The sequence below is a fragment of the Streptomyces sp. NPDC012637 genome (genome assembly GCF_042954805.1).
In the GTDB taxonomy this organism is placed as follows: domain Bacteria; phylum Actinomycetota; class Actinomycetes; order Streptomycetales; family Streptomycetaceae; genus Streptomyces.
In genome coordinates this window covers 258,500-283,120 of sequence record NZ_JBIBDS010000003.1, presented here as the reverse complement: position 1 = coordinate 283,120, position 24,621 = coordinate 258,500, and the positions used below count along the sequence as shown (strand labels likewise).

Here is a 24,621-nt window from a genome sequence, read left to right as displayed (position 1 = left end):
CTCCGCAAGGTTACGCGTGTCAGGCACGTGCCCGGCAGAGGTCGGGCGGCGGTCGGGCGGCGGCTGGGCAGAGGCCGGGCGGCGGAGGTCAGGCCGGGGTGAGCCCCGGGTTGCCGGCCTCCGTGACGAAGGACGCGGCGGTCGTGACGGGTGCGCCGGGCGTGGTGACGGCGGACACCGTACGGAAGTCGACGCGGGCGCTCTCGAGGCCGAGCGTGACCTTCGCGTAGCCGCGGCGCCCGTTGTAGAACCTCATGTGCGGGTTGGCCCGCATCAGGGTGGCGTGGTTGGCGGGGCGGTCGGCACCGTTCCGGCCGCTGGACACGGACGTGGTGACGATCTCGGTGCCGACGGTGCGGGAGGACGGGTCGCCGAAGTCCTCCTTGATGTCCATGGCGAAGGCGACGTGGACGTCTCCGGTGAGCACCAGCAGGTTCTCGACGCCGGCCGCGGCGGCGCCGTCGAGGACCCTCCGCCGGGAGGCCCGGTAGCCGTCCCACGCGTCCATGGACAGCTTGTACGCGGCGGTCGCCAGGTTGCGCCGCTCGGAGAACATGACCTGCTGCGGGAGGACGTTCCACCGGGCGCGCGAGGCGCGCCAGCCGTCGACGAGCCAGCGTTCCTGGGTGGCGCCGGTGAGGGTGCGCGACGGGTCGTCGACCAGCGGGCCGGGAAGCTGCCAGCCGTCGCCGTAGACCTGGTCGGAGCGGTACTGGCGGGTGTCGAGGACGTCGAACTGGGCGAGCCGCCCGAACGTCAGCCTCCGGTACAGCTTCATGTCCGTGCCCAGCGGCCGCTGGGGCCGGCGCAGCGGCTGGTTCTCCCAGTAGGCGCGGTAGGCGGCGGCGCGGCGGATCAGGAACTCCTCCGGCGACTGGTCGTTCTGCGGGATGCCGGCGGCGTAGTTGTCCTCGGCCTCGTGGTCGTCCCAGGTGACGACGAAGGGGTGGGCGGCGTGGACGGCCATCAGGTCGGGGTCGGACTTGTAGAGGGCGTAGCGCAGCCGGTAGTCCTCCAGGCTGACCGTCTCGTGGTCGAACACGTCCGGGAGCGTGCCGGGCTCGTAGGCGCGGTCGGCGGCGGTGGAGGGCACGGCGTACTCGTAGATGTAGTCGCCGAGGTGGAAGACGACGTCGACGTCCTCCTGGGCGAGGTGGCGGTGGGCGGTGAAGTAGCCGTCCGGGTACGCCTGGCAGGAGACCGCGGCGAGCTTCAGGGAGGTGTTGCGGGCGCCGGCCGCGGGCGCGGTGCGGGTGCGGCCGACGGGGCTGGTCCAGGAGCCGGCGCGGAAGCGGTAGAAGTAGTCGGTGCCCGGGGCGAGGTGCTCGACCTCGACGTGCACGGAGTGGTCGAACTCGGGGTGCGCGATGGCGGTGCCGCGCCGGAGGCCGCGGGTGAAGCGCTCGTCCTTGGCGAGCTCCCAGGCGACGTCGACGCGGGTGCCGGTGGGCAGGCCGCCGCCGGTCTCGTACGGGCGGGGGGCGAGCCGGGTCCACAGCAGGACGGAGCCGGGCAGCGGGTCGCCGGACGCCACGCCGAGGGTGAAGGGGTCGTCGGTGATCCGGCGGGCGTCGAGCTCGGCCGCGGCGGCCGTGCCGGCGCCCGGGAGGTTGACGGCGAAGGCGAGGGCGGCGGCGGACCCGGTGACGGTGAGGAAGTGTCGGCGCCCGAAGTGGCGGGCGACGGAGCGCAGTTCGTCGGCGTAGGTGGGTGCGGCGGTCATGGTCCCCTCCCCTGACGGATGTTGTGCTTCCGATTGCAGGGGGACGGGACGACTTCACGTTGTCGGGTACAGAACATCCACGTGTCGGACGGATGAGTTCGTGGCGCCCGCGTCTGCCGTACGCTGCGCGCCCATGAGCATCGCAGTGGTGACGGGAGCGGGTTCGGGCATCGGCCGGAGCGTGGCGCGGGCCCTCGCGGCGGCGGGCTGGTCGGTGGCGCTCGCGGGCCGCCGGGCGGAGCCGCTGGAGGAGACGGCCGCGGACATGCCTGCCGACCGTTCCCTGTGCGTGCCGACGGACGTGACGTCGGCGGACCAGGTGGCGTCGCTCTTCGAGGCGGTACGGGCCCGATGGGGCCGGGTGGACCTGCTCTTCAACAACGCGGGCACGTTCGCCGGCGGCGGGGTGCCGGTGGAGGAGCTGGACCCGGAGACCTGGCGGTCGGTCGTGGACGTCAACCTGACGGGCGCGTTCCTGTGCGCGCAGGCCGCGTTCCGCGCGATGAAGGAGCAGTCACCGCAGGGCGGCCGGATCATCAACAACGGCTCGATCTCGGCGCACGTGCCGCGCCCGCACTCGATCGCGTACACGGCGACGAAGCACGCGATGACGGGCCTGACGAAGTCCCTGTCGCTCGACGGCCGTCCGTACCGGATCGCGTGCGGTCAGATCGACATCGGCAACGCGGCGACGGAGATGACGGCGCGGATGCAGACCGGGATCCTCCAGGCCAACGGGGAGCTGGCGGTGGAGCCGGTGATGGACGCGGCGGACGTGGCGGCGACGGTGGTGCACATGGCGGCTCTGCCGCTGGAGGCGAACGTGCAGTTCGCGACGGTGATGGCGACGACGATGCCGTACATCGGGCGGGGCTGAGGGCGGAGCAGGGGGCGAGCCGAGGGCGGAACCGGGGACGGATCCGGTGGCGGGGCCGAGGACCACGCCATGGACGGAGCCGGGAACGGAACTGGTGGCGGGGCCGAGGACCACGCCATGGACGGAACCGGGAACGGAACCGGTGGCGGGCGAGGACCCCGCCATGGACGGAGCCGGTGACGGAACCGAGGGCAGAGCGGAGGCGGGGCCCGAGGGCCCCGCCCGGGGTGCGGCCGCCGTCAGTCGGCGGGGGCCTGGCCGGTCTCGAACCGGGAGATCCGTCCGCCGGTCACGGTGAAGCGCCAGGCGGTGCGCATGGAGCCCCAGGTGTCGTTGGTGTAGGTGGCGACGAGGGTGCGGCCGCCGTCGGTCTCGTGCTCCACCTCCATGCGGCCGTTGGAGGAGAAGACCTCGCGCTCGGTCCACTCCTGGAGGTTCCGGTCGGAACCGTCGTCGGACATGGTGGCGTCGGAGGTCAGGAGCCCGAAGAAGGCCTCCTGGTCGTTGGCGTTGAGGGCGGTCACGAAGGCCCGCACGACGGGGTCGCTGAGCCGGTCCACGGGAATGGTCATGCCCTACCCGTACACCGCAACCGTTCCCCGGCCCGGGAACCGGGCCGGGCGCCCGCACCGCGGCTCGGCCACCCGGGCGAGCGCCGGGGCCGAGGCCGCCGTCGCGGAAACCTGCCAGGCTTCGCCCATGACGGACACCAGCACGGGGGCCGAGACCGCCGCCGAGACCGCCGCCCAGGACCCCTGGCCCACCATCTCCCGCCTCCACACCTGGCTGACGGCCCACCAGGACCTGCCCCGCAACGAGGAGATCCTGCTCCGCGTCCTCAAACTCTCGGAGGAGGTCGGCGAAGCGGCCCAGGCGGTGATCGGCGCGACCGGCCAGAACCCGCGCAAGGGCACGAGCCACACGTGGCAGGACGTCGAGGCCGAACTCTGCGACGTCGTCATCACGGCGATGGTCGCCCTGCGAACCCTGACCCCGAAGGCCCCTGAGGTCTTCGCACGCCACGTGGAACGGGTGGCGGAGCGCTCGCTGGAGGGATCCGACGGCTGAGGGGCCGGGCGGCCCGGCTGGAGGGAGGGAGGGAAGGAGGGAGGGGCAGACGAGTCGGGCTGTACGCCGGGTTCTGTCGGCGCAGCGCTATGACCTGCACAGACGTGCAGGGATGGTGCTTCCGTGGCTGCTTTGACAAGGCTACGTAGTAAACGTCCCCGCCCGGATCGGCCCGGACGGGGACGTCGTCGCTCCTGAGGTCAGGCGGTCCCTTCGATGCGTTCGAAGATGTCCGCGTCCGTCTCCCGCTGCCAGACCGGCAGGTCGGACCAGTCGGCAACATATCCGGGCTTCGGGTCTTCGAAGTGCCTGAACATCTGGGCGGTCCAGCAGATCGCGACGAATCGGCCCTTCTGCTCACGGGTGAGCCGGGCCGCATGCCCGCCGCTGACTTCGATGAAGTCGCGCACCTGCCGGTAGACGGCAGCGGCGGCTTCGCGCTCCCACGCGGGTGTCTCGTCCCACGGCGAGACGTATCCGGGCTTGGGCTCGCCGGGGAAGTGCTTGTTCACGCCGTCGATCCACGCCTCGCGGAAGATCCGGCCGTCATTCATGCGCGTGTCCCTCTCGTCATGCGGTGCGCGGAAGCGCCGCGATTCGGTGATCAAGAGTCGAGACTCGGTCATCGGACATGAGCGGGGCAAGACGCCCCCGAAGCCCGTCCAGCTTCTTGCCGATGAATCCCGAATTCGACCGGTCGGCCAGTCCGAGTGCTTGCTCCGCGTAGTGCACGACCTGGTCGATGTCCCGCCTGTGCGCCCCGAGCACGGCGAGGTCGCTCAGAACGGCGGCGCGGCGACGCAGGGACAGGGGCTGGGCAAGGGCTGCGGTGAGTGCTTCCTCGGCGAGATCAGGGCGGCCCAGTTGGAGGTAGCAGGCCCCCCTCTCCTCTGCCAGGCGGGAGCCGTCGAAGCGGAGCCAGCCGCCGTTGTGGGAGTGAGCGCCGTCGAGAGCGTGCACTTTCTCAGCTTCGTCCAGAGCCCGGTTGCACGCGTCGAGATCTCCTACGGCCGCGTATGCCTGCGCCTGGACAGCCGCGACCCAGTGGCGGGTGGAGAGAGTGTCGTCGCCCCTCCGGGCGATGCGGAAAGCTGCCGCGAGCAGGGGCTGGGCAGCGTGCGCGCGGCGCGCGTACAGCTCGACGTACGCGTGGCGGGTCATGGCACAGGCCCACAGGTCGTGGTCGCCGCCGGCGTAGGCCGCGTTGGCGGCCAGTGTGTAGCACTGCGCAGCGTCGGTGTACCGGTTGGCGTCGAAGAACAGCTCACCGACGAGCTGATAGAGGTCGGCCGTCATCCGACACAATCGGGACCGATCCACAGCAGTACGGGGCTCGGTCAGACCCTTCGCCATCACGTCGAGCTGTGCGCGCACCGCGGGAAAGACGACCTGCTTGGCGTCCGATAGCGCGTAGACCTGCCAGAGGCTGCGGTGTAGCGCGTCCCCTGTCTCCAAGAGCGTCGATACTGCTCGCCCTCGGGCGGCCTCACCAGGATCGGGAAGAGCGACCAGCGCACCCGTAACAGCGAGCAGACCCAGGACTTCGCGGCGCTTCATGTCGTCATCATCACCATGGAGGAGGGGTGGAGCAGCGGAGAGCCCGGCTGTCTCGGCCGGCTGTTCGTCGGAGAGAAGGGCTTCCAGCTCGGGGAGGGTCACTCCCAACAGCCCTGCGATCTTCGGCCGTTGGTGGGGACGCGGGGTGGCACGACCACTTTCCCAACGGACCACGGTGGACGTGGCCACCGAAAGCGCTTCTGCGAATTCCTCCTGAGAGTAACCCTGGGCCGCGCGCCGTTCCGCAAAGTGCTTACGCCTCGACGTCATAGGTCTCCCCTCACGAGAACCCTTGCACGCAGGCATGCCCGCCACGCGCCAATGCCTGGGAAACGCCCGGGCATTGCGCGAGGTTCGCTCTGGGAGAAGGTAACGGATCGTCGTTCACTGGTCACACGCCGCTCGGAGGCCGAAGGACCCTCCGGGCGGCTCCTCACGGAGAGGAGCGACCGCGTGACAACCTCCGGACTGCCCCGCAGGAACCCTGGCGCCAGTGGCCGTGCGTACACGCCGCCGGAGCCCCGGCCGGGTGCGCCGAGCCCAGCTCTGCGGGTACGGGCGGCCGGCGGCTGGGCGAGGTTCATGCGCCGCGCCGAGGCGCGGCAGGAGCCGGAGGAGTGAACCCGGTCGGTTCCGACGGCTACGAGCATCACCCGCTCCTGGACACGCGTGTCCGTGACATCGCCTCGCGCGGGGAGGGTGTGCTCGTCGCCGTCACACACGAGCTCCACAACCACGGCACGGTCCGCATCGCGCACATCCGGCCCGCGTCCGGAGTCGAGTGGACAACCGCGGCCGGCAACATCCAGGCCGCCCGCCCCTGAGCCGCGGCCCGCAGATCGCCGTCCGCGCCCCCTGACGCAGACGGATTCCCGCACCACATCCTTCAACCCAAGGAGTCTCATGACCACCCCTGTCGCACTCCCCTCCCCCACGCGGCCGTGGGGTGCGGGCCGACTCGCGCCCTACCCGACGGTCGTCCGCCGACCCCACGCCACGGTCGCCATCGACCCCACGACGCAGCTCGGGGTGTTCCGCGACCGCGTCGGGCAGGTGGTCGAGATGGGCAAGCACGGCACCAGCTCCGGCACCGAGACCTCCACGACGACGAACTCGGACTCCCAGAACGACCAGGGTCACGATCAGGACAGCACGCAGGACTGATGACCATGACCGAGGAGAGGCCGGTTCTGGTGGCCACCGAGGCGGACGACATCACCGCCGACATGGTGATCACCGAACTCAACCGGCGCGATGTGCCGGTGGTCCGGTTCAACCCCGCCGACTTCGGCGAAACCCTCGCGGTCTCGGCTCGGTTCGGCACCTGCTCGGCCCCGATGGTCGGGCAGGTGCGCACCCCGTCGAGAACCGCTGATGTGACCCAGGTCCGGTCGGTGTACTGGCGCCGCCCGGAATGGCCCACGTTTCCCCACCTGTCCGCTGACGACTCACGGTTCGCGGCGGCGCAGGTCCGCTACGGACTCGGTGGCACCCTCTACGCCCTGGGCGGCCCGCTCTGGGTCGACCACCCCCTGCGCGTTGCCGCAGCCGACTACAAACCCGCGCAGCTCGTTCTCGCCCAGCAACTCGGCTTCACCATCCCGGCCACCCTTGTCACCAACGACCCGGTCGAGGCCCGCGAGTTCGTCGAGGCTCAGAGGCAGGCGATCTTCAAGACGCTGCGATGGACCCCCTACACGCGTGATGGCGTACCGGTGACGGGGTGGGCTGCCCCCGTCGCCCCCGAGGAGATCGACGACAGCGTTCGGGTCGCGCCCCACCTGTTCCAGGCCCGCGTGGACAAAGGCGCCGACGTCCGCGTACTGCTCGTAGGCCGGCATACGTTCGCCGTACGCATCGACTCCGATCTCCTGGACTGGCGCGAGTACTACAGCGCCCTGACCTACACCGTGGAGCACCTTCCCGACCGGGTGACCGAGGGACTGCACGCCTACCTGGACCGGCTGGACTTGGTCTCGGGAAGCTTCGACCTCGCGGTCGACCGCGCCGGGGACTACTGGTGGCTGGAACTGAATCCCAACGGACAGTGGGGGTGGCTGGAGACCGAGACCGGCCTCCCGATGTCCGCCGCCTTCGCCGACCTACTCGCACAAGGAGGCCGCCGATGACCGACCCGGCATGCGAGCGACGCCGTATGGCGACCGTTCTCGTGATTGAAGGGGTCCTGAAATCCCCCTGGCTGCGTGAGGCCGTCGAGTCCGTCCCCCGCGAGCGGTTCCTCCACCCGGGAGTGTTCCTGGACGAGGGGCGGACCTGGCGGCCTGTCACCGCCGCAGGCGCGGACCCGGACGAGTGGCTGAAGATCGCATACAGCGTCGACACCCTTACCACCCAACTCGATGGTCACCTCACCGCCGACCAGGCCGGCGAACCCGTCGTGGGCGTGCCCACGTCCTCCTCGACCGACCCGGCCACCGTCGTCGGCATGATCGAGACCCTGGACCTCGCGAAGGGCCACCGAGTCCTGGAGATCGGCACAGGCACCGGCTACTCCACAGCCCTGATGTGCCACTACCTCGGCGAGGACAACGTCACCACGGTGGAGGTCGACGCACAGGTGGCCACCCGGGCCGATGCCGCTCTCGAAGCCACCGGCTTCTCGACGTGGACGGTGGCGGGCGACGGCCTCCTCGGCCACCCGTACCGGGCACCGTACGACCGCGTCATCGCCACCTGCGCGGTCCGCCGCATCCCGTACGCATGGATCAGGCAGACGAGACCCGGAGGCGTTGTCCTCGGCACGGTCGGCTCGTGGCCGTGGGGAACCGGCCTCGCGAAACTGGTCGTCGGCGACGACGGCACCGCCGAGGGCTCGATCGTCGGGCGCTCCGCCTTCATGCAGGCGCGGGCCCAGGCAGTGGATCCCGTGGCCGGCGATCTCTCCGCCCGGACCGCGTACGCGGACAGTGAGCGGACCGCTCTGTTGCCCCCTCTCGTCCTTGAGGAATGGATGCCCGCCTTCCTGGCACAGCTGGCCGCGCCCGGCGCTCAGTTCGTCCGCGCGATGGACGGTGACGGGTCGCCCATGCTGTACCTGTTCGATCCGGAGAAGGAGTCGTTCGCTGAGTTCCTCGCCGACGGCAAGAGCTGGACCGTTCGCCAGGGCGGCCCGGTGGCCTTGTGGGACGACGTGGAGCGTTCTCTCGTCGCCTGGCAGGACGCCGGGGCGCCGGGGATCGACTCCGTAAGGCTCCATGTGACGCCCGCGTCCCACCGGTACTGGATCGGCCGGGTCCCCTCCCTGCGCTGGGAGCACCGGATCGCCTGACCCACTACGCTCCGGACATGGACGACGAACCGCTCTCCCAGTGGGCCGAGCGTCGTGACGCGAGGATCGGGCAGCTTCGCGCCGTCCCCCTCGTGAGCGGCGACGGCCCGAGGGCATCGCATCTGAACCCCGATGCGCCCCGTGCGATCCAGCGGTGGAACGGCCATCTGTGGGAGGCGCACGGCTTCGCGGCGAATCTCGCGGAAGCACGGCGCATCCTGTTTCCCCACGCCGAGGCTGCCGCCACTCCTGAGGCGTCACCGAAGCTCGGCCCCGGTACCGGCAGACATCGGAAGCCTCCGACGCCCTCATGACTCTGCTGGATCACTGGCCCGTGCCATGCCTCCGAAACGGCGCCCTCGCGGCAGACCGCCTGACGATCCAAATCGTCGGCGCCACCGAGGCGTAGACGCATAACGGTGAAGGCCGCCCCGGCACGGCCGACACCCGCACCAATCCCGCCAAGCGTGGCTACCTTCGTAGCGGCGAGGTTCGGTTTGGACCGGTACGGAACGAGGTGAGGCGCATCCACGATTCCGCGCGAGAAAAGTCCCCTGACCTGCGATATCGAATGTCAGAGACCTAAGGGGCAGACGAGTCGGGCTGTACGCCGGGTTCTGTACCCCGGGACCTCGCGGTCGTCGGGGTGACGGCCATCCATCTAGGACCGGCGTTGCCGCCGGCCTCGTGCGGTCTACCCGCGAACTCGGGCGGGCAGCCCTCGATCGTTCGCGCAGGGACACCGAGGTGTCCCCTTTTGACCTTGCTCCTGGTGGGGTTTACCTAGCCGCCTGAGTCACCTCAGGCGCTGGTGGTCTCTTACACCACCGTTTCACCCTTACCGAGGACCGAGGTCCCCGGCGGTCTGTTTTCTGTGGCACTGTCCCGCGGGTCACCCCGGGTGGCCGTTAGCCACCACCTTGCCCTGTGGAGCCCGGACGTTCCTCGGGAGGATCCGAAGACCCCCACGCGGCCGCCCGCCCGGCTCGTCTGCCGTGCCGACCATGCTACCTGGCGTTCCGGTCGGGCCGGGTCGGGCCGGGTCAGAGGAGGTCGGACGTCTCCAGGTCGAAACCGAAGGGCTCGGGCAGCGGGACCGGCTTGCCGAAGGGCACCCGGTGCTGCTCTCGGTAGTCACCGTTCTGCGGATCGGTGAAGAGCGTCACGGTGGAGTCGTCGCGGTCCACCAGCAGGTGGAGCGGGATACGGCCGCGGGCGTAACAGCGGCGTTTGACGTCGCGATCCTTGTTCGGCCGGGTCGAGGTGACTTCGAGGGCCATGGCGACGCCGTCACCGGGCATCCAGGAGTCGGCGCCTCCGAACACGTCCGCGACGAGGGGCGCAAACGTGATGTCCGGGATGACATGGTCACGGGGCTGGCCGGCAGCACTCGTCAACCGCAGGCCCTTGTTGCCCGAGAAGTCCATGTCGGCCAGTGCCCGCCGGATCACCTGCCTGGCGATCCGACTGATGTGCTTCTCATGGTCCCCGTCCGGCGGCGGCGTCACGACGATCTCCCCTTCGATCAGCTCCGCGCGGAAGCCCTCCGGCGTGTCCAGCGCCAGAAAGCCCTCCAGCAGGACGTCCTCCTGCGTGAGTGGTTCGTGCGGCATGGCAGTCATGCCGTGATCGTCGGACATGGAGACACCGGCCGTCCCTGAGATCGACTGTCGCTCCCTCGATCGTGGCACACGATCCGCAGCGGCCCCCGGACCGCGCTTGACCTTGTCGCAGCGTCAAGGTTTCTACTGGAGCCATGCGTATCGGCGAGATCGCCGCGCTCGTCGGGGTCACCCCGCGGGCCGTGCGGCATTACCACCGGACGGGGTTGTTGCCCGAGCCCGCGCGGCGGGCCAACGGGTACCGGGAGTACGGGATCCGGGACGCCGTGCTGCTCGCGCGGATCCGGCGGCTGGCGGAGCTGGGGCTCGGGCTCGACGAGGTCGGGGACGTGATCGCGGACGACGAGGGGCGGGAGCTCGTGGAGGTGCTGGAGGAGCTGGACGCGGACCTGGAACGGCAGGAGCGGGTGCTGCGGGAGCGGCGGGCGCGGCTGGCCGAGCTGCTCGCGCGGGCCCGGGAGGGCCGGCTCGCCGCCGAGGGGCCCGTCTCGCCCGAGCTGGCCGCGCTCCTCGCCGACCTCGGCGAGCCCGGCGCGCCCGGCGGTCCGGCCGACTCGCCGATGGCGGCCAAGGACCGCGAGATCCTCACCCTGCTCGACACCGTCGTCCCGGAGGAGGAGCGGGCCCGGCTCATGGAGCTGATGCGCGGCACCGCCGCCCACGCCTCCGCGATCTACGCCCGGCTCGACGCCCTCGCCGACGCCGCGCCCGACGACCCGCTGGTCACGGAGGCCGCCGCGGTGCTCGCCGCCGCCCTGCCGGACGAGGCGGGCGTCGAGGTACCGGAGGACGGGCTCGCCGAGGTGTTCTTCGGCGACCTCGCCCCCGCCCAGGCCGCCGCCGTACGCCTCGCCCTGCGTCTCGTGGCGGAGCGTGCGCGATGAGCGGGGCCACCGGGGCCATGGCTCGGGGCAGGGCCGCCACCGCCTGGCGCCGGCTCGTGAACTGGTTCGCGTACGCCCTGCTGCCCGCCGAGTTCGTCCTCGTCGTGTGTCTCGTCGCCGGCGTGCGGATACCTCCCGCCGTCCTCACCGTCTCCGAGGTCGCCGTCACCCTGCTGCTCCTCGCCCACGGCGTCGCCTTCCTGCGCCTGCGGCGGCGGGGGCTGGGGGCACGGGAGGCCGTGCGCGCGCTGGTGCCCGAGCCCGCGCTGCGGCTCGTGGGGCACGAGTTGCGGCTGATGGCGAGCCTCGGCCGGTGGACGGCCCGGCGGCCGGACCTGGGAGGGCCGGGCGCGACGGCGTTCCCGCACGCCCGCGACCAGGCTGCCCTGATGTACGGCTTCGCCTTCGTCTGCGTCGTCGAGACGGTCGGCATGTCGTACCTCCTGGCCGACTGGCCGGTGGTCCACGCGGTCGTCCTGGTCCTCGACGTGTACACCGTGCTCTTCGTCCTCGGTCTGCACGCCGCCTCCGCGACCCGGCCGCACCTGCTGACCGGCGACGCCCTGCACGTACGGCAGGCGGCCCACGTGGACGTGACGATCCCGCTGGAGCGGATCGCCGCCGTGCGGCAGGAGTCGCTGTTCTCGCACGCGAAGAAGGACGGCGAGCTGAACCTCGCCGTCGGGTCCCAGACCTCGCTCACCCTGGAGCTGACCGAGGCGGTCGACGCGCCCCGGCTGCTCGGCGGGCCCCGCCCGGTACGGGTCGTCCGCCTCCACGCGGACGACGCCCGCGCCCTCCACCGCGCCCTCCGGGACGCCCTTCACGACCGGCCCGAGGCCTCCCTCACGCCGGGACGAACCGCGCCTTCGCCCGTCCCGGATCCGCCTGCGTCAGCCTGACCCGCAGCCACTCCCCCAGCGGCAGCCCGGCCTCGCCGCCGCCCTCGATGCGGGCGACGACAGCCGGCTGCTCCAGGTGGACGGTGCCGACCGACGGTTCGCGCTCCTTGACGTCGATCACATACGCGTCGAAGAGCTCCCCGATCCGGCCGCTGAGCAGCGCCGCCTCCACGATGTCGACGCTCTCGCGCTCGACGGCGTTGGCGCGGCGCGCGCCCGACGCCATCTCGTCGGGCAGGGCGGGCAGGGCGGCCCGCACCCACTCCGGCGGCTCCTGCCCCGCCATCGCCGCCACGCACAGCTCGCCGGCGTAACGGTCGACCAGCCGCCGCAGCGGCGCCGTGCAGTGGGTGTACTCGTCGGCGACGGCCGCGTGCACGGCGGGCATCGGCACCTCGCCGTCGGTGAAGACGGTGTAGCCCGCGCCGCGCAGCAGGGTCGTGCACTCCTGGAGGAAGGCGGCGTGCCGCGGGTCCGTGGGGTCGACGGAACGGACGACGTCCGCGTACGAGACGTGGTGCGGCCAGTCGACCCCGAGCGCCTGCGCGGACCGGCGCAGCCGGGCCACGGCGCCGTCGGGCGCGGTGGGCAGGGTGCGCAGGATCCCGGTGCCGGCGGCGGTCATGAGGTCGGCGGCGGCCATGCCGGTGAGGAGGGAGATCTGCGCGTTCCAGCCGTCGGCGGGGAGCGGGGCCCGGTAGGCGAGCGTGTAGGTGTGGTCGTGCTCGACGATCTCCTGCTCGGGGACGTTGAGGGAGATGCCGCCGCGTTCGCCCTCCAGCCGCTCGCGCAGGGTGCCGATCTCGCGGAGCAGCGCGAGCGGTTCCTCGGCGGTACCGGCGTCGATGCGGCGCTGCACACCCTCGTAGTCGAGCTTCTCCCGGCTGCGGACGAGGGCGCGGCGGACGTCGGTGGCCACGCGGCGCCCGTCGGCGTCGAGGTCGATGCGCCAGAGCACGGCGGGCCGGGGCTCGCCGGGGAGGAGGCTGGCGGCGCCCTCGGAGAGGACGGCGGGGTGGAGGGGGACCTTGCCGTCAGGGAAGTAGAGGGTGAGGACGCGGCGGTGCGCCTCGGCGTCGATCGCGCCGCCGGGCGTGACGAAGGCGGCGACGTCGGCGATGGCGTAGTGCACGCGGTAGCCGCCGCCGGCCCGGCGGGCGAGGTGCATGGCCTGGTCGAGGTCGGTGGAGGTGGGCGGGTCGATCGTGAAGAAGGGCAGGTCCGTCGCGTCGCGCCCGGGCAGCCGGGGCGCCTTGGCCGCGGCCTCCGCCTCGGCGAGGACGTCGGCCGGGAACGCGCCCGGAGTCCCCAGCTCCGTCCGAAGCGCGCGCAGCGCGGCCCGCAACGGAGCCTCGGCTGCGCCGGTCACGTGAATGTGGCGACGGGGCATGGACCGAGCGTATGGCCGGGGACGGAGGGTGGCACGTCGTGCGGGAGGGGGACGGCGGCTGACCGGCAGCGGCCGACCGGCCGGGAGCCGCCCCGTGGCCGCGCGAGCGGGCCGGAGGCCGCCCCATGGCCGCGCGAACGGGCCGGAGGCCGCCCCATGGTCGCGCGAACGGGCCGGAGGCCGCCTCATGGTCGCGCGAACGGGCCGGGGGCGGCTGCGGTGCCGTGCCTGCCTGCCTGCGGTGCCGTGCCTCCTGGCCCGCCTGCCTGCGATGCCGTGCCCGCCTGCCTGCGGTGCCGTGCCCGCCTGTGCGCCTGCCCGCGACCCGTCCGCCGACGACGTCCGGCCGGGGCCGGTCCGCCCACCTCGTACGCTGGGGCACTGGGGCCGCACCCCCACCCCCGTACGTACGAAGGAGAACCGCCGTGCTCGTCCTGTTGCCGCCCTCCGAAGGAAAGGCCTCCTCGGGGCGTGGGGCGCCGCTGAAGGCGGAGGGCTTGTCGCTGCAGGGGCTCGCGGAGGCGCGGGCCGCGGTGCTCGACGAGCTGGTCGAGCTGTGCGTCGGCGACGAGGAGAAGGCGCGCGAGGTGCTGGGGCTCAGCGAGGGGCTGCGCGGCGAGGTCGCCAAGAACGCCGGGCTGCGGACGGCCGGGGCGCGGCCCGCCGGGGAGATCTACACCGGTGTGCTGTACGACGCCCTCGGCCTCGCCACGCTCGACGCGGCCGCACGGAAGCGGGCCGCGGGCTCGCTGCTGGTGTTCTCGGGGCTGTGGGGCGCGGTCCGGGTGACCGACCGGATCCCGTCGTACCGCTGCTCGATGGGAGTGAAGCTGCCGGGTCTCGGCGCGCTCGGCGCGCACTGGCGCGGGGCGATGGCCTCGGTCATGCCGGAGGCGGCGGGCGACGGCCTGGTCCTCGACCTGCGCTCGGCGGCGTACGCGACGGCCTGGAAGCCCAAGGGCGAGGTGGCGGCCCGGACGGCGACGGTGCGGGTGCTGCACGCGCCGACGCGGAAGGTGGTCAGCCACTTCAACAAGGCGACGAAGGGGCGCATCGTGCGCAGCCTGCTGGAGGCGGGCGCGGAGCCGGCGGGCGTGGCGGACCTGGTGGAGGCGCTGCGCGATCTGGGCTACGTGGTGGAGGACGGCGGCAAGGCGGGCGCGCTCGACGTGCTGGTCGACGAGATCCACTAGGGCCGTCACGCATAAGGGAGCCGGGCCGGCCCCTCGCGAGGGGCCGGCTCTGGCCTCACGAGGGGCCGAACCTCACCTGACGAGGGGGCCGGGCCCTGACCTCACGAGGGGCCGAGCTCTCATTCCGCAAAGGGGCCGGGTTCTCGGGCCAGGCATCGCTTCGCGAGGGGCCGGTCAACCCCTTACGAGGGCCGGCATCACCTCGCGTTGCAGCATACGCAACGTTCGTTGCGTGCTCCGCTTGCCGTCGGCAGGATGGAGCGCATGACGAGCGTGCTCGACCTCGCCCCCGTCGTTCCCGTCGTCGTGATCGAGGACGCCGCCGACGCCGTGCCGCTGGCCCGCGCACTCGTGGCCGGCGGCCTTCCGGCGATCGAGGTGACCCTGCGCACGCCTGCCGCGCTCGACGCGATCCGGGCCGTCGCGGACGGCGTCCCCGAGGCCGTCGTCGGTGCGGGCACGGTCGTGTCGGCGGCGGGCGTCGCGGACGCGGTCGGCGCCGGGGCCCGGTTTCTCGTCAGCCCCGGCTGGACGGACTCGCTGCTCGACGCGATGCGGGACTCGGGCGCGCCGTTCCTGCCGGGGGTGTCGACGACCTCGGAGGTCGTGGCGCTCCTCGAACGCGGCGTCACGGACATGAAGTTCTTCCCGGCGGAGGCGGCGGGCGGCGTCCCCTACCTCACGTCGCTCTCCGGCCCGCTCCCCCAGGCCCGCTTCTGTCCCACCGGCGGCATCTCGCTCGCCTCCGCGCCGTCCTACCTCGCCCTGCCGAACGTGGCCTGCGTCGGCGGCACATGGATGCTGCCGGCGGACGCGCTCGCGACGCGCGACTGGCCGCGGGTCGAGTCACTGGCCCGCGAGGCGGCGGCGCTGGCCCGCCGGGCGGTTCCTGGGCCCTAGTCCGCGACGGGTCCGGCCGGTCCTGGTCGCCGGACGGGCCTACGCGAACTCCACGGCGGAGTGGTCGCCGATCGGGCGGTAACCGAGGCGCTGGTAGAGGGCGTTGCTCGTCGGGTTGGCCACGTCGGTGAAGAGGAGGACCTGGTCGGCGCCCGCCGCGCGGGCGGCGCGGGTGACCGCGACGGTCACGGCGCCGCCGTAGCCCCGGGCGCGGTGGGCGGGCGGGGTGTAGACGGGCGAGACGCGTGCGTGGCCCGCGGCGGGACGTGAGACGCTCGCCATGGCGACGGGCTCGCCGTCCGTCTCCCAGAGAAGGAGCCGGCCGTCCGCGACGCGGGCCTCGACGTTCGCGGTGTAGTCGGCGTCTGCGTCCTCGCCGACGTCCCGGGCGAACTCCCGCATCCACGCGGCCGCGAGCGGCACGTCGGCCTGCCCCGCCACGCGCGGCGCGCCCGGCGGCGCGGGATGCGGCGGCGTCAGCTCGGCGAGCCGGTACAGCCGCAGCCGCAGGGTGGTCCGCCACGGGCGGCCGGTGGCCCGCGCGTACGCCTCGACGGTCCCGGACTCGCCCCGTACGGCGGTGACTTCGGCTTCGTACGGCAGGGCGACGGCGCCCAGCGCACGTGCGGCGGCGTCGGACATCACCCCGAGCAGCAGCATCCCGGCCGGCGTCGCGAGGAAGCCGCCGCCGCCCGGGCCGTCCCACCATCCGCGCGGCCCGTCGGCGTCGAGCATGCCGAGCAGCGTGGTGTTCCGTGCCGGTTCGGCGCTCAGCCGCGCGTGCGCGGCGCGCCGGAAGACCTCGGGATCCTCGGTGAAGTGCCAGCCCATGCGGTGATGGTCATACGGCCCCGGGCCGGGGTCCAGCCGTTTTCGCCGCCCCTGCACCCGGCAGCCCCGCACACCGGCCGCCCCGCGCACCGGCCGGATCGCGCACCGGCCGCCCGTCGAACCGGCCGGATCGCGCACCGGCCGCCCATCACCCAGCCACCCCGCGAACCGGCCGGATCGCCCACCGGCCGCCCCCCGAACCGGCCGGCTCACCCGCCGGCCGGATCGCCTACCGCAGGTGCGACGTGTCGTTCAGGAGCCGTACCGAGGCGTTGCCGTCCGCGTAGTAGGCGACCGCCGAGATCGAGGCCGCCGAGAGTTCCATGCGGAAGAGGGACTCCGGCGGGGCGCCGAGGGCCAGGCGGACCAGGGTCTTGATCGGCGTCACGTGGGTGACGAGGAGGACCGTGCGGCCCGCGTGGGCGGCGGTCAGGCGGTCGCGGGTCGCGGCGACGCGGCGGGAGACCGTCGCGAAGCTCTCGCCGCCGCCGGTCGGCGCTGCCTTCGGGGAGGCGAGCCAGGCGTCCAGGTCGTCCTTGTACCGCTCGCGGACCTCCGCGAAGGTCAGGCCCTCCCAGGCGCCGAAATCGGTCTCGCGCAGCCCGTTGTCGATCCGGACGTCCAGGCCGAGGCGGTCGGCGACCGCCTGAGCGGTCTGGCGGCAGCGGGTGAGCGGCGAGCTGACGATCTCCTGGATCGTGCCGCGCGCGGCGAGGCCCGCCGCCACGGCCTCGGCCTGCCGGAGCCCGGCCGGGGACAGCTCCGGGTCCGCGCCGCCGCTTCCCGAGAACCGCTTCTCGGGCGTCAGCGCCGTCTCCCCGTGCCGCAGCAGCACGAACGTGGCGGGCGCGCCCATGTCGGGTCCCGACCAGCCCGGCGCGGTCGGCGCGGCGGGCGCCTTGGTGGCCGGCGTCAGGGCCGGCGGGCGTTCCGTGGGCGTCGCGCCGGCCGTCGGGTGGGCCGCCTCCGCCTCGAAGTCGCCGCTCGTCGCGGCCTCGCGGTCGGTGGTGGCCGCGGTGGCCAGGGAGGCGCGGGCCTGGGCCGCCAGGGCCGCGTCGGGGGCGAACAGGCCGTCGGGCTCCGGCTCGGGCCGCGCGCCGGCGGTGGCGGTATCCGGGCGGGAGGCCGTACCCGCGCCCGTCAGGGCCGCCCTCGCCCGGGCCGCGCCGGCCGTCGCGTCGCCGGCGGCCGCGCGCGCCGTCGCGAGTCCGGCGGCGTGGTCCACGGCCGCGGTGGACGCCGAGGGCGACCACTGCTCGCCGCGGCGCCCGGCGTCCATCGCCTCGTTCGCGAGCCGGTCCGCGTGCTTGTTGCGCTCGCGCGGGATCCACTCGTACCGCACCCGGCCCGGCGGGAAGACCCGGCCCGCCTCGGCGGCCAGCGGCTTCATGTCGGGGTGTTTGATCTTCCAGCGGCCGGACATCTGCTCGACGACCAGCTTGGAGTCCATGCGGACGTGGACGGTCGCGTCCGGGAAGAGCTCGAAGGCCGCCCGCAGACCGGCCACCAGGCCCTTGTACTCGGCCACGTTGTTCGTGGCGACGCCGATGTACTCGGCCCGCTCGGCGAGGGTCTCCCCCGTCGCCGGGTCGAGGACCACCGCGCCGTAGCCGGCGGGTCCCGGGTTGCCCCGGGAGCCGCCGTCGGCCTCGACCACGAGTTCGCGCATTACAGGCCGGACTCCGACGTGCGGACCAGGATCCGGCGGCAGTTCTCGCAGCGCACGACCGCGTCGGCCGCGGCCGCCCGGACCTCGTTGAGCTCGGTGATGTTCAGCTCGATGTGGCAGCCCTCGCACTTGCGCTGGTACAGCCGCGCCGCGCCGACCCCGCCCTGCTGCTCGCGCAGCTTCTCGTACAGCTTCATCAGGTCGGCCGGGACGGAACCCGCCACGAGCTCACGCTCCTTGGCGACCGAGGCGGCCTCGCCGTCGAGCTCCGCCTGGGCGGCGTCACGGCGGCCGGTCGCGTCGTCGACCTTGGCCTGGACGGCGGAGACCCGCTCGGTCAGCTCCGCGACCCGCTCCTGCGCGGACTCGCGGCGCTCCATGACCTCGAGGACGATCTCCTCCAGGTCGCCCTGGCGCTTGGCCAGCGAGGTGATCTCGCGCTGGAGGTTCTCCAGGTCCTTCGGCGAGGAGACGGCGCCGGAGTCGAGGCGCTGCTGGTCGCGCGCGGCGCGCTGGCGCACCTGGTCGACGTCCTGCTCCGCCTTGGTCTGCTCGCGGGCGCAGTCGCTCTCCTCGGTCTGCGCGGCGACGAGCAGGTCGCGCAGCTGGGTGAGGTCCTTGTTGAGCGACTCGATCTCGGCGTGCTCGGGCAGCGACCTGCGCTTGTGCGCGATCTGCTGGAGGCGTACGTCCAGCGCCTGGACGTCGAGGAGTCGGATCTGGTCGGCGGGCGCGGCGTTCAGTTGGGGGCTCCAGAAGAGGTGTAGTCGGAAGGGGCGCGCGTAGCGCTCTATGGGAGGGCGGCGGCGGGGGCGACGTGAGCGGACCAGGGGTCGGTGACCGTCTTCGAGACGTGGACCCTGAGGTCCCAGCCGTGGCGGTCGGAGATCGTGTCGAGCTGCGCGGCGGCCTGCTCGCACCAGGGCCATTCGGTGGCCCAGTGAGCGGCGTCGACGAGCCCGATGGGTGAGTGCTGGGTCGCCTCGGAGACCGGGTGGTGGCGGAGGTCCGCGGTGAGGAAGGCGTCCACGCCCGCGGCCCGGACGGCGTCGAAGAGGCTGTCGCCCGAGCCGCCGCTGACGGCGACCCGGCGCACCCGCATGTCCGGGTCGCCGGCGACCCGGATGCCCTGCGCCGTGGCGGGCAGCCGCTTCGCGGCGCGCGCGGCGAACTCGGCGAGGGTCTCCGGCTGGTCGAGCTCGCAGATCCGGCCGAGGCCGTTCTCCGGGACGAGCGGCCCGGTGACCCGCAGGTCGAGGGCGCCGGCGAGGGCGTCGGAGACGCCCGGCTCGGCGGTGTCGGCGTTCGTGTGCGCCACGTGCAGGGCGATGTCGTGCTTGATCAGGGTGTGCACGACCCGGCCCTTGAAGTGGGAGGCGGCGACGGTGGTCGTGCCGCGCAGATAGAGCGGGTGGTGGGTGACGACCAGGTCGGCGCCGAGGCCGATCGCCTCGTCGGCGATCTCCTGGACGGGGTCGACGGCGAAGAGGACGCGGCGGACCTCCGCGTCGGGGTCGCCGCAGACCGTGCCGACGGCGTCCCACTGCTCGGCCCGCTCCGGTGGCCAGAGGGCGTCGAGCTCGGCGATGACTTCAGACAGACGGGGCACGGGAGAAAGGCTACCTGTCTCCTGTTTGCGCCTGAACCGGCGCCGCTCCCGCGGAGGTGGTCGCCGCCGGGGTCACGCGGTCGGCGGTTGCGGTGATCTTCGCGGAAGGAGCCCCTGGTGCCGTCGGCCGGCGCCGGGGGCTCCTCCTCCTACTTCACGAGGTCGGCGCGCAGGTCGTCGAGCACGCTGTCGGCGGCCGTCACGCCGAGGCCCAGGTACCAGGTCTCGTCCGGGACGTCCTTCGCCCGGCCGGCCTTGACCGCCTCGAGGTTCTTCCAGAGCGGGTTGCCCTGCGCGGTGTCGCGCTTGGTGGCCTTCGGGTCGCCGTACACGCCGGTGAAGATCCAGTCGCCGTCGGCCTGGTCGATCTTCTCCGGGCTGACCTCGACGGCGAGGTCGTTCACCTGCTGGTTCTTCGGCCGCGGCAGGCCGACGTCCTCGAGGATGGTGCCGATGAAGGAGGCCTTGGCGTAGAGGCGGATCTTGCCCGGGAGGTAGCGGACCATCGACACGGTCGGCTTGTTCGGGCCGATGTCCTTGCCGAGCTGCCCGGCCTTGGTCTCGTACGCGGCGAGCTTCGACTTCGCCTCGGCCGTCTTGTCCAGGGCGGCGGCGTTGAGGAGGTAGTTCTCCTTCCACGTGAAGCCCGGACGGATGGAGAAGACGGTGGGCGCGATCTTCGACAGCTCGTCGTACTTGTCGGCGGCGCGCAGCTGGCTGCCGAGGATGAGGTCGGGCTGGAGGTTGGCGATGGCCTCCAGGTTGAGGTTGTTGATGGTGCCGACGGACTTCGGAGCGCCGGCGTCCTTGGCGAGGTAGCCGGGGATGCCGTCGTCGCCCTCGGAGGGGGCGTAGCCGACGGGCTTGATGCCGAGGGAGACCACGTTGTCGAGCTCGCCGACGTCGAGCACGACGACGCGCTTCGGGGCGGACTTGATCTCGGTCTTGCCGAGTGCGTGGGTGAGCGTGCGCGGGAACCGGCCGGCCTCGGCGTCGGTCCCCATGGCCGCCGTCTTGGCGGCGGCGTCGCCGAAGTCCTTGCCGCCGACGGCGACGTCCTTCTTCTTGCCGCCCTCGTCCTTCTTGGCGCCCTCCGGGGAGCCGTCACCGCCTCCGCAGGCCGCGAGGGTGAGCGCGGCGGCGAGGCTGAGGGCGGCGGCTGCGATGCCGCGGCGGCGAAGGGACATGGCGGGTCTCCTGTACGCGTACGGGGTGGGACTGCGGGGACTACTGCATTCGGAGCACGGACCGCTTCCGGACCGCCGGCCGCGTCCTGACGGCGGTCCGCGGACCGAGGCCAGAGCCGCGGGACCGCAGGAACGCACGACCGCAGGACTGCCGGGCCGCCGGAAACGGCAGCTCGCGACCCGTCCGCGGACTCACTGATTCCACTTAGGGTCGCCTTACCTTATCCACCCCGGGCCCCACCAGCACAACCCGCCCCCTCCGCTCGGAGAAAGCGAACGACCGCCACCCTTTGGGGTGAAGTGGGGTGGCTCGTGTTGTTCGGCTGGAAGTGCGAAAACTAGCTTCGTGGCCGGAGGTGACGATCCGATGACAGCCTGTGCCATCGAGACGACCACGGGAGACGGCCACGGAAGCCCCGCCGCCAGCCCCGGAGCGTTCACGATCACCGCGAACGGCGCCTACGCGGCGCGGCTCGCCGGTTCCGGAGACGCCTTCTACGTGGAGCGTTGGACCCTCGACGGACCCGAGCCCTACGCCGTACCGCTGCCGCTCGCGCAGCCCGAGGAGCCCGGCGCGCTCCTGACGCCGCTGGCGGACGGCCGCGTGCTGGTCGGCCGCGCCGTGGACGGCCGCCGGTACGCGTTCTCGCTCCTCTACCCCACCGGGCCCGACACCGGCCAGCTCTCCCTCGGCTCCGTCGAGGCACCCGCGCCCGGCGCCCTGACACTGCTGCCGCCGTCGCCGGACGGCATCTGCGCGTACGCGATGTGCGTCGGCCCCGACACCACCACCCTGTGGCTGGTGGCGGGCGGGGCCTTCGGCCCCGAGCAGGTGGCCGTGGTCAAGGGCCGCTGCACGGGCGGCGTCTGGCTGGACCGTACGGGACGGATGCTCGCGCTCGACCGGCAGCTGGACGACGGCCCGGTGAAGGCGGTCGCCATCGACCTGGAGCGCGGTGGCGAGGTCACGCCACTGCTCCAGATCACCGAGGACAGCAACGACCGGCTGCTCCTCGCCGATCCCGACAGCGGTCTGCTGCTCATCCGCTCCGACGCGCCGTCGCCGGGCCACGACCGGCTCGGCTGGGGCGTGCTCGGCAGCCTGCTGCCGGTCCGCTTCCCGGAGTGCCTGCGGCTCGACGACGCGGCGGTGACGCCCATCGCCGTCCAGCCCGGGCAGGTGCTGGTGCCGGAGAACTGCGGTGTCGCACTCCGGATCGACGCGATGGCCGGCAGCTGGGTGGGCGTGTGGCGGCCCTCCTCACGACGGATGCGCCACCTCGCCGCGCCCGTCGGCTGGCTGGCCGGCTCGGGCCTGTGGACGGCCGACGGCGTCCTGCTCCTGCCGTACGCGACGCCCGGGGCTCCCTGCGGCCTCGCCGCCCTGGCGGAGCCGGCCGAGGAACCGGCCGAGGCGGGGCCCGAGGGTGCCGAACCCTCCCTGTCCGAAACGGAAAGCGGCGCTCCGGAGCCCAGGGTGTGCCGCCCCGTGCCGTTGCAGCAGGCTCCGCTCACCAACCGTAAACCCGCTGGCTAGACTCTCGGGGCCGCACCAGAAAGAGCGACGACTACGGGGTGAGTTCCACCATGAGCAACACGGACGCGCAGGATCAGAACGGCTCGGGCAAGCACCGCGGACCGGCCGCGCCGGCGGAGGACTCGTCGTCCTCCCCGCACGGCCGCCACCGGCGCGAACCCGACGCGCGATGACTGCGCTCTGAGCACGCGAACGGCCCCCGGACGACGGTCCGGGGGCCGTTCGCGTTCCCCACCACACCCCCGTGTGGATGGTCTTCGGCGACCCTGACGGACCCCGGGCAGTCCTGGCTCCCGCCCCTGGCCGTCGCTCCCGGGTCAGCCCTTCTTCAGGCCCAGCACCTCCGCCGCCGCGAAGGTCTCGCCCGCCGGGCGCGCCGCGTAGTGCGGCGTCAGGAGTCCGTCCAGCTCCTCGTACGTGAAGACGTCCTTCGCCGTGTCGAACTTCGCGGCCACCCTGGGCCGTTCCACGATCGCCACCATGCCGCCGTGGACGACGAGGAGCTGGCCGTTGACGCCGGCCGCCGCCGGGGAGGCGAGATAGCCGACGAGCGGCGCCACGTGCTCCGGCGACAGCGGGTCGAGCTCGTCCTCGGCCGTCGGCTCGGCGAAGCCGGCGAACACGTCCTCGGTCATCCGGGTGCGGGCCCGCGGGCAGATGGCGTTCGCGGTGACGCCGTACCTGGCGAGGGCCAGCGCCGTGGAGGTGGTCAGTCCGACGATCCCGCCTTTCGCGGCAGCGTAGTTGGGCTGACCGGCCGAACCGGCCAGGAAGGCCTCGGACGAGGTGTTGACGATCCGGCCGTAGACGCCGCTCTCGCCCGCCTTGGCCCGGCCGCGCCAGTGCACGGCGGCGAAGTGCGTGGTGTTGAAGTGGCCCTTGAGGTGGACGCGGATGACCGCGTCCCACTCGTCCTCGCTCATCGAGAAGACCATCCGGTCGCGCAGGATGCCCGCGTTGTTGACCAGGACGTCCAGCTTCCCGAACTCGCCCACGGCCAGGTCGACCAGACCGCGCGCGGTCTCGAAGTCGGCGACGTCGCCGAGGTGGGCGACCGCCCGGCCGCCCGCCGCGCGGATCTCCGCCGCGACCTCCTCGGCGGGCGCCGCCGAGGCCTCGCCGGAGCCGTCGCGCCCGGGCTGGCCGTAGTCGTTGACGACCACCGCCGCGCCCAGCCTGGCCAGTTCCAGCGCCTCGGCCCGGCCGAGGCCGCGGCCGGCACCGGTGACGATCGCGCTCAGCCCCTCAAGAGGCAGTGACATGGGCAGGTCCTCCCAGGTGTGAGTGCCGGTCAGATCTCGATGCAGGTGCGCAGGGCGACGCCCGTCCGCATCTGCTCCAGCGCCTCGTTGATCCCGGCGAGCGGCACCCGGTGGGTGATCAGGGACGCCAGGTCGATGCGGCCCGCCCGCCAGAGCGCGATGGCCCGTTCGTACGAGCGGAGCACGTCCCCGCCGCCGTACATCGACGGCAGGATCCGCTTCTCGTCGAAGAACAGCTCGAACATGTTGAGCTGGAGGAAGTCGTCGAGCGCGCCCGCGCCGACCACGCACAGCGTGCCGCCGCGCCGGGTCGTCTCGTACGCCGTGCGCGCGGTGGCGGACCTGCCGACGACCTCGAAGACGTAGTCGAAGCCCTCGCCGCCGGTGATCCGCTGCTTGGCGTCGGCGAGCGCGTCGGGCGCGACGGCCTCGGTGGCGCCGAAGCGGAGGGCGGCCTCGCGGCGGGAGCCGACCGGGTCGACGGCGACGATCTGGGCGGCGCCCTGGAGCTTCGCCCCCTGGATGGCGGAGATGCCGACGCCGCCGCAGCCGATGACGGCGACCGACGAACCGGCCTCCACCTTGGCGGTGTTGATGGCGGCACCGAGGCCCGTGGTCACGCCGCAGCCGATGAGCGCGGCGATGTCGAAGGGCACGTCGTCGGGGATCGGGACGGCGCAGCCGGCGTCGACGACGACCTCCTCGGCGAAGGTGCCGGTCCCGGCGAAGCCGAAGAGGTCACCGCCGGGGCGCTTGAAGTTGGGGGTGCCGGCGTTCATGAAGCCGGCCAGACAGAGCTGGGTCTGGCCGCGCTTGCAGGCGGGGCAGCTGCCGCAGGCGGGCAGCCAGCACAGCAGCACCCGCTGGCCGACGCTCAGTCCGGTGACGCCGTCGCCGATGTCGACGATGTCGCCGGCGCCCTCGTGCCCGGGGACGAAGGGCGCGGGCTGCGGCAGGACGCCGCTCATGGCGGAGACGTCGGAGTGGCACAGGCCGGTGGCCCGGACCCGGATCCGCACCTTGCCGGGGCCGAAGCCCACCGCCTCGACGTCGTCGAGGACCTCCAGTTTGTCCTGGCCGATCTCGTGCAGTACGGCTGCGCGCATGGTGCGGCTCCCCTC

The 24,621-nt window shown here is 72.9% G+C and carries 26 protein-coding genes and 1 other RNA gene; 13 read left to right on the top strand and 14 right to left on the bottom strand.

Annotated elements, in window-relative coordinates; genetic code table 11:
* Positions 1-88: 88 nt before the first annotated feature.
* The gene (locus tag ACFY8W_RS14310) at positions 89-1,723 is read right to left on the bottom strand and encodes an alkaline phosphatase D family protein (RefSeq protein ID WP_391104523.1); all 1,635 of its coding nucleotides are present in this window, start codon (positions 1,721-1,723) and stop codon (positions 89-91) included.
* Positions 1,724-1,856: 133 nt separating this feature from the next.
* Here ACFY8W_RS14310 and ACFY8W_RS14305 point away from each other — a divergent pair, with 133 nt between their 5' ends.
* Positions 1,857-2,600 (top strand): SDR family NAD(P)-dependent oxidoreductase, encoded by a 744-nt coding sequence (locus ACFY8W_RS14305; RefSeq protein WP_391104520.1) that lies wholly within the window; start codon positions 1,857-1,859, stop codon positions 2,598-2,600.
* Between the two features lie 239 nt (positions 2,601-2,839).
* Here ACFY8W_RS14305 and ACFY8W_RS14300 read toward each other — a convergent pair whose 3' ends face one another.
* Positions 2,840-3,172 (bottom strand): nuclear transport factor 2 family protein, encoded by a 333-nt coding sequence (locus tag ACFY8W_RS14300; RefSeq protein WP_391104517.1) that lies wholly within the window; start codon positions 3,170-3,172, stop codon positions 2,840-2,842.
* A 127-nt stretch (positions 3,173-3,299) separates the two neighbouring features.
* Between ACFY8W_RS14300 and ACFY8W_RS14295 the strand changes: the two genes are divergently transcribed.
* Positions 3,300-3,668, top strand: coding sequence for a MazG-like family protein (locus ACFY8W_RS14295; protein WP_391104514.1), 369 nt, complete (start codon positions 3,300-3,302; stop codon positions 3,666-3,668).
* A gap of 200 nt (positions 3,669-3,868) precedes the next feature.
* Here the strand turns inward: ACFY8W_RS14295 and ACFY8W_RS14290 are convergent, their stop codons facing one another.
* Both ACFY8W_RS14290 and ACFY8W_RS14285 read right to left on the bottom strand, forming a co-directional pair.
* Positions 3,869-4,222, bottom strand: a complete 354-nt coding sequence (locus tag ACFY8W_RS14290; RefSeq protein WP_391105532.1) for a hypothetical protein — start codon at positions 4,220-4,222, stop codon at positions 3,869-3,871.
* A gap of 16 nt (positions 4,223-4,238) precedes the next feature.
* Positions 4,239-5,495, bottom strand: coding sequence for a helix-turn-helix domain-containing protein (locus ACFY8W_RS14285; protein ID WP_391104512.1), 1,257 nt, complete (start codon positions 5,493-5,495; stop codon positions 4,239-4,241).
* 347 nt (positions 5,496-5,842) lie between these two features.
* On the opposite strand from ACFY8W_RS14285, the gene ACFY8W_RS14280 reads away from it, so the two are divergent.
* The 5 genes from ACFY8W_RS14280 (at position 5,843) to ACFY8W_RS14260 (ending at position 8,828) form a co-directional block, all read left to right on the top strand.
* On the top strand, positions 5,843-6,049 hold the full coding sequence (locus ACFY8W_RS14280) for a hypothetical protein (RefSeq protein ID WP_391104510.1): 207 nt from the start codon (positions 5,843-5,845) through the stop codon (positions 6,047-6,049).
* A gap of 79 nt (positions 6,050-6,128) precedes the next feature.
* Complete coding sequence (gene tgmA / locus ACFY8W_RS14275; protein ID WP_391104509.1) at positions 6,129-6,389, top strand: putative ATP-grasp-modified RiPP; 261 nt, start codon at positions 6,129-6,131, stop codon at positions 6,387-6,389.
* A 5-nt stretch (positions 6,390-6,394) separates the two neighbouring features.
* Positions 6,395-7,354 carry an ATP-grasp ribosomal peptide maturase gene (gene tgmB / locus ACFY8W_RS14270; RefSeq protein ID WP_391104506.1) on the top strand — a complete coding sequence of 320 codons (960 nt, stop codon included), beginning with the start codon at positions 6,395-6,397 and terminating at the stop codon, positions 7,352-7,354.
* Positions 7,351-8,514 (top strand): ATP-grasp peptide maturase system methyltransferase, encoded by a 1,164-nt coding sequence (gene tgmC / locus ACFY8W_RS14265; protein WP_391104504.1) that lies wholly within the window; start codon positions 7,351-7,353, stop codon positions 8,512-8,514. Before tgmB ends, tgmC begins: the two co-directional genes overlap by 4 nt.
* 17 nt (positions 8,515-8,531) lie before the next feature.
* On the top strand, positions 8,532-8,828 hold the full coding sequence (locus tag ACFY8W_RS14260; RefSeq protein ID WP_391104502.1) for a DUF6087 family protein: 297 nt from the start codon (positions 8,532-8,534) through the stop codon (positions 8,826-8,828).
* A gap of 276 nt (positions 8,829-9,104) precedes the next feature.
* On the opposite strand, the gene rnpB is transcribed toward ACFY8W_RS14260, so the two are convergent.
* Positions 9,105-9,503, bottom strand: an RNA gene (gene rnpB, locus ACFY8W_RS14255) — RNase P RNA component class A.
* A gap of 54 nt (positions 9,504-9,557) precedes the next feature.
* Entirely contained in the window at positions 9,558-10,136 is a 579-nt protein-coding gene (locus tag ACFY8W_RS14250) for a Uma2 family endonuclease (protein WP_391104499.1), read from the bottom strand.
* 134 nt (positions 10,137-10,270) lie between these two features.
* On the opposite strand from ACFY8W_RS14250, the gene ACFY8W_RS14245 reads away from it, so the two are divergent.
* Both ACFY8W_RS14245 and ACFY8W_RS14240 read left to right on the top strand, forming a co-directional pair.
* Positions 10,271-11,020 carry a MerR family DNA-binding transcriptional regulator gene (locus ACFY8W_RS14245; RefSeq protein WP_391104497.1) on the top strand — a complete coding sequence of 250 codons (750 nt, stop codon included), beginning with the start codon at positions 10,271-10,273 and terminating at the stop codon, positions 11,018-11,020.
* Positions 11,017-11,922 carry a hypothetical protein gene (locus ACFY8W_RS14240; protein WP_391104494.1) on the top strand — a complete coding sequence of 302 codons (906 nt, stop codon included), beginning with the start codon at positions 11,017-11,019 and terminating at the stop codon, positions 11,920-11,922. Before ACFY8W_RS14245 ends, ACFY8W_RS14240 begins: the two co-directional genes overlap by 4 nt.
* On the opposite strand, the gene ACFY8W_RS14235 is transcribed toward ACFY8W_RS14240, so the two are convergent.
* Entirely contained in the window at positions 11,867-13,312 is a 1,446-nt protein-coding gene (locus tag ACFY8W_RS14235; RefSeq protein WP_391104493.1) for an RNB domain-containing ribonuclease, read from the bottom strand. The two genes, ACFY8W_RS14240 and ACFY8W_RS14235, sit on opposite strands and share 56 nt — an antisense overlap.
* A 425-nt stretch (positions 13,313-13,737) precedes the next feature.
* Between ACFY8W_RS14235 and yaaA the strand changes: the two genes are divergently transcribed.
* Both yaaA and eda read left to right on the top strand, forming a co-directional pair.
* A complete protein-coding gene (gene yaaA / locus ACFY8W_RS14230) occupies positions 13,738-14,505 on the top strand; it encodes a peroxide stress protein YaaA (RefSeq protein ID WP_391104492.1) in 768 nt (255 codons plus the stop codon).
* Between the two features lie 264 nt (positions 14,506-14,769).
* Positions 14,770-15,405 carry a bifunctional 4-hydroxy-2-oxoglutarate aldolase/2-dehydro-3-deoxy-phosphogluconate aldolase gene (gene eda, locus ACFY8W_RS14225; protein WP_391104491.1) on the top strand — a complete coding sequence of 212 codons (636 nt, stop codon included), beginning with the start codon at positions 14,770-14,772 and terminating at the stop codon, positions 15,403-15,405.
* A gap of 39 nt (positions 15,406-15,444) precedes the next feature.
* On the opposite strand, the gene ACFY8W_RS14220 is transcribed toward eda, so the two are convergent.
* From ACFY8W_RS14220 to ACFY8W_RS14200, 5 genes are all read right to left on the bottom strand, one after another.
* Positions 15,445-16,236 carry a GNAT family N-acetyltransferase gene (locus tag ACFY8W_RS14220; RefSeq protein ID WP_391104489.1) on the bottom strand — a complete coding sequence of 264 codons (792 nt, stop codon included), beginning with the start codon at positions 16,234-16,236 and terminating at the stop codon, positions 15,445-15,447.
* Between the two features lie 229 nt (positions 16,237-16,465).
* Positions 16,466-17,905, bottom strand: coding sequence for a bifunctional RNase H/acid phosphatase (locus ACFY8W_RS14215; protein WP_391104488.1), 1,440 nt, complete (start codon positions 17,903-17,905; stop codon positions 16,466-16,468).
* A complete protein-coding gene (locus ACFY8W_RS14210) occupies positions 17,905-18,648 on the bottom strand; it encodes a C4-type zinc ribbon domain-containing protein (RefSeq protein WP_391105530.1) in 744 nt (247 codons plus the stop codon). Before ACFY8W_RS14210 ends, ACFY8W_RS14215 begins: the two co-directional genes overlap by 1 nt.
* Before the next feature lie 47 nt (positions 18,649-18,695).
* On the bottom strand, positions 18,696-19,514 hold the full coding sequence (locus ACFY8W_RS14205) for a Nif3-like dinuclear metal center hexameric protein (protein ID WP_391104485.1): 819 nt from the start codon (positions 19,512-19,514) through the stop codon (positions 18,696-18,698).
* A 149-nt stretch (positions 19,515-19,663) separates the two neighbouring features.
* Entirely contained in the window at positions 19,664-20,701 is a 1,038-nt protein-coding gene (locus tag ACFY8W_RS14200) for an ABC transporter substrate-binding protein (RefSeq protein WP_391104483.1), read from the bottom strand.
* Positions 20,702-21,068: 367 nt separating this feature from the next.
* Here ACFY8W_RS14200 and ACFY8W_RS14195 point away from each other — a divergent pair, with 367 nt between their 5' ends.
* Together ACFY8W_RS14195 and ACFY8W_RS14190 are read left to right on the top strand one after the other, a co-directional pair.
* On the top strand, positions 21,069-22,238 hold the full coding sequence (locus tag ACFY8W_RS14195; protein WP_391104481.1) for a hypothetical protein: 1,170 nt from the start codon (positions 21,069-21,071) through the stop codon (positions 22,236-22,238).
* A 50-nt stretch (positions 22,239-22,288) separates the two neighbouring features.
* Complete coding sequence (locus ACFY8W_RS14190) at positions 22,289-22,411, top strand: hypothetical protein (RefSeq protein WP_391104479.1); 123 nt, start codon at positions 22,289-22,291, stop codon at positions 22,409-22,411.
* Between the two features lie 144 nt (positions 22,412-22,555).
* On the opposite strand, the gene ACFY8W_RS14185 is transcribed toward ACFY8W_RS14190, so the two are convergent.
* Both ACFY8W_RS14185 and ACFY8W_RS14180 read right to left on the bottom strand, forming a co-directional pair.
* Entirely contained in the window at positions 22,556-23,500 is a 945-nt protein-coding gene (locus ACFY8W_RS14185; RefSeq protein ID WP_391104476.1) for a 3-oxoacyl-ACP reductase, read from the bottom strand.
* Between the two features lie 29 nt (positions 23,501-23,529).
* Entirely contained in the window at positions 23,530-24,606 is a 1,077-nt protein-coding gene (locus ACFY8W_RS14180) for an alcohol dehydrogenase catalytic domain-containing protein (protein ID WP_391104474.1), read from the bottom strand.
* Between the last annotated feature and the right edge of the window lie 15 nt (positions 24,607-24,621).

Coding starts and splice junctions, on each gene's coding strand:
- ACFY8W_RS14310 (WP_391104523.1), bottom strand. CDS start 1,723: ATGACCGCCGCACCCACCTACGCCGACGAACTGCGCTCCGTCGCCCGC.
- ACFY8W_RS14305 (WP_391104520.1), top strand. CDS start 1,857: ATGAGCATCGCAGTGGTGACGGGAGCGGGTTCGGGCATCGGCCGGAGC.
- ACFY8W_RS14300 (WP_391104517.1), bottom strand. CDS start 3,172: ATGACCATTCCCGTGGACCGGCTCAGCGACCCCGTCGTGCGGGCCTTC.
- ACFY8W_RS14295 (WP_391104514.1), top strand. CDS start 3,300: ATGACGGACACCAGCACGGGGGCCGAGACCGCCGCCGAGACCGCCGCC.
- ACFY8W_RS14290 (WP_391105532.1), bottom strand. CDS start 4,222: ATGAATGACGGCCGGATCTTCCGCGAGGCGTGGATCGACGGCGTGAAC.
- ACFY8W_RS14285 (WP_391104512.1), bottom strand. CDS start 5,495: ATGACGTCGAGGCGTAAGCACTTTGCGGAACGGCGCGCGGCCCAGGGT.
- tgmA (WP_391104509.1), top strand. CDS start 6,129: ATGACCACCCCTGTCGCACTCCCCTCCCCCACGCGGCCGTGGGGTGCG.
- tgmB (WP_391104506.1), top strand. CDS start 6,395: ATGACCGAGGAGAGGCCGGTTCTGGTGGCCACCGAGGCGGACGACATC.
- tgmC (WP_391104504.1), top strand. CDS start 7,351: ATGACCGACCCGGCATGCGAGCGACGCCGTATGGCGACCGTTCTCGTG.
- ACFY8W_RS14260 (WP_391104502.1), top strand. CDS start 8,532: ATGGACGACGAACCGCTCTCCCAGTGGGCCGAGCGTCGTGACGCGAGG.
- ACFY8W_RS14250 (WP_391104499.1), bottom strand. CDS start 10,136: ATGACTGCCATGCCGCACGAACCACTCACGCAGGAGGACGTCCTGCTG.
- ACFY8W_RS14245 (WP_391104497.1), top strand. CDS start 10,271: ATGCGTATCGGCGAGATCGCCGCGCTCGTCGGGGTCACCCCGCGGGCC.
- ACFY8W_RS14240 (WP_391104494.1), top strand. CDS start 11,017: ATGAGCGGGGCCACCGGGGCCATGGCTCGGGGCAGGGCCGCCACCGCC.
- ACFY8W_RS14235 (WP_391104493.1), bottom strand. CDS start 13,312: ATGCCCCGTCGCCACATTCACGTGACCGGCGCAGCCGAGGCTCCGTTG.
- eda (WP_391104491.1), top strand. CDS start 14,770: ATGACGAGCGTGCTCGACCTCGCCCCCGTCGTTCCCGTCGTCGTGATC.
- ACFY8W_RS14220 (WP_391104489.1), bottom strand. CDS start 16,236: ATGGGCTGGCACTTCACCGAGGATCCCGAGGTCTTCCGGCGCGCCGCG.
- ACFY8W_RS14215 (WP_391104488.1), bottom strand. CDS start 17,905: ATGCGCGAACTCGTGGTCGAGGCCGACGGCGGCTCCCGGGGCAACCCG.
- ACFY8W_RS14200 (WP_391104483.1), bottom strand. CDS start 20,701: ATGTCCCTTCGCCGCCGCGGCATCGCAGCCGCCGCCCTCAGCCTCGCC.
- ACFY8W_RS14195 (WP_391104481.1), top strand. CDS start 21,069: ATGACAGCCTGTGCCATCGAGACGACCACGGGAGACGGCCACGGAAGC.
- ACFY8W_RS14190 (WP_391104479.1), top strand. CDS start 22,289: ATGAGCAACACGGACGCGCAGGATCAGAACGGCTCGGGCAAGCACCGC.
- ACFY8W_RS14185 (WP_391104476.1), bottom strand. CDS start 23,500: ATGTCACTGCCTCTTGAGGGGCTGAGCGCGATCGTCACCGGTGCCGGC.
- ACFY8W_RS14180 (WP_391104474.1), bottom strand. CDS start 24,606: ATGCGCGCAGCCGTACTGCACGAGATCGGCCAGGACAAACTGGAGGTC.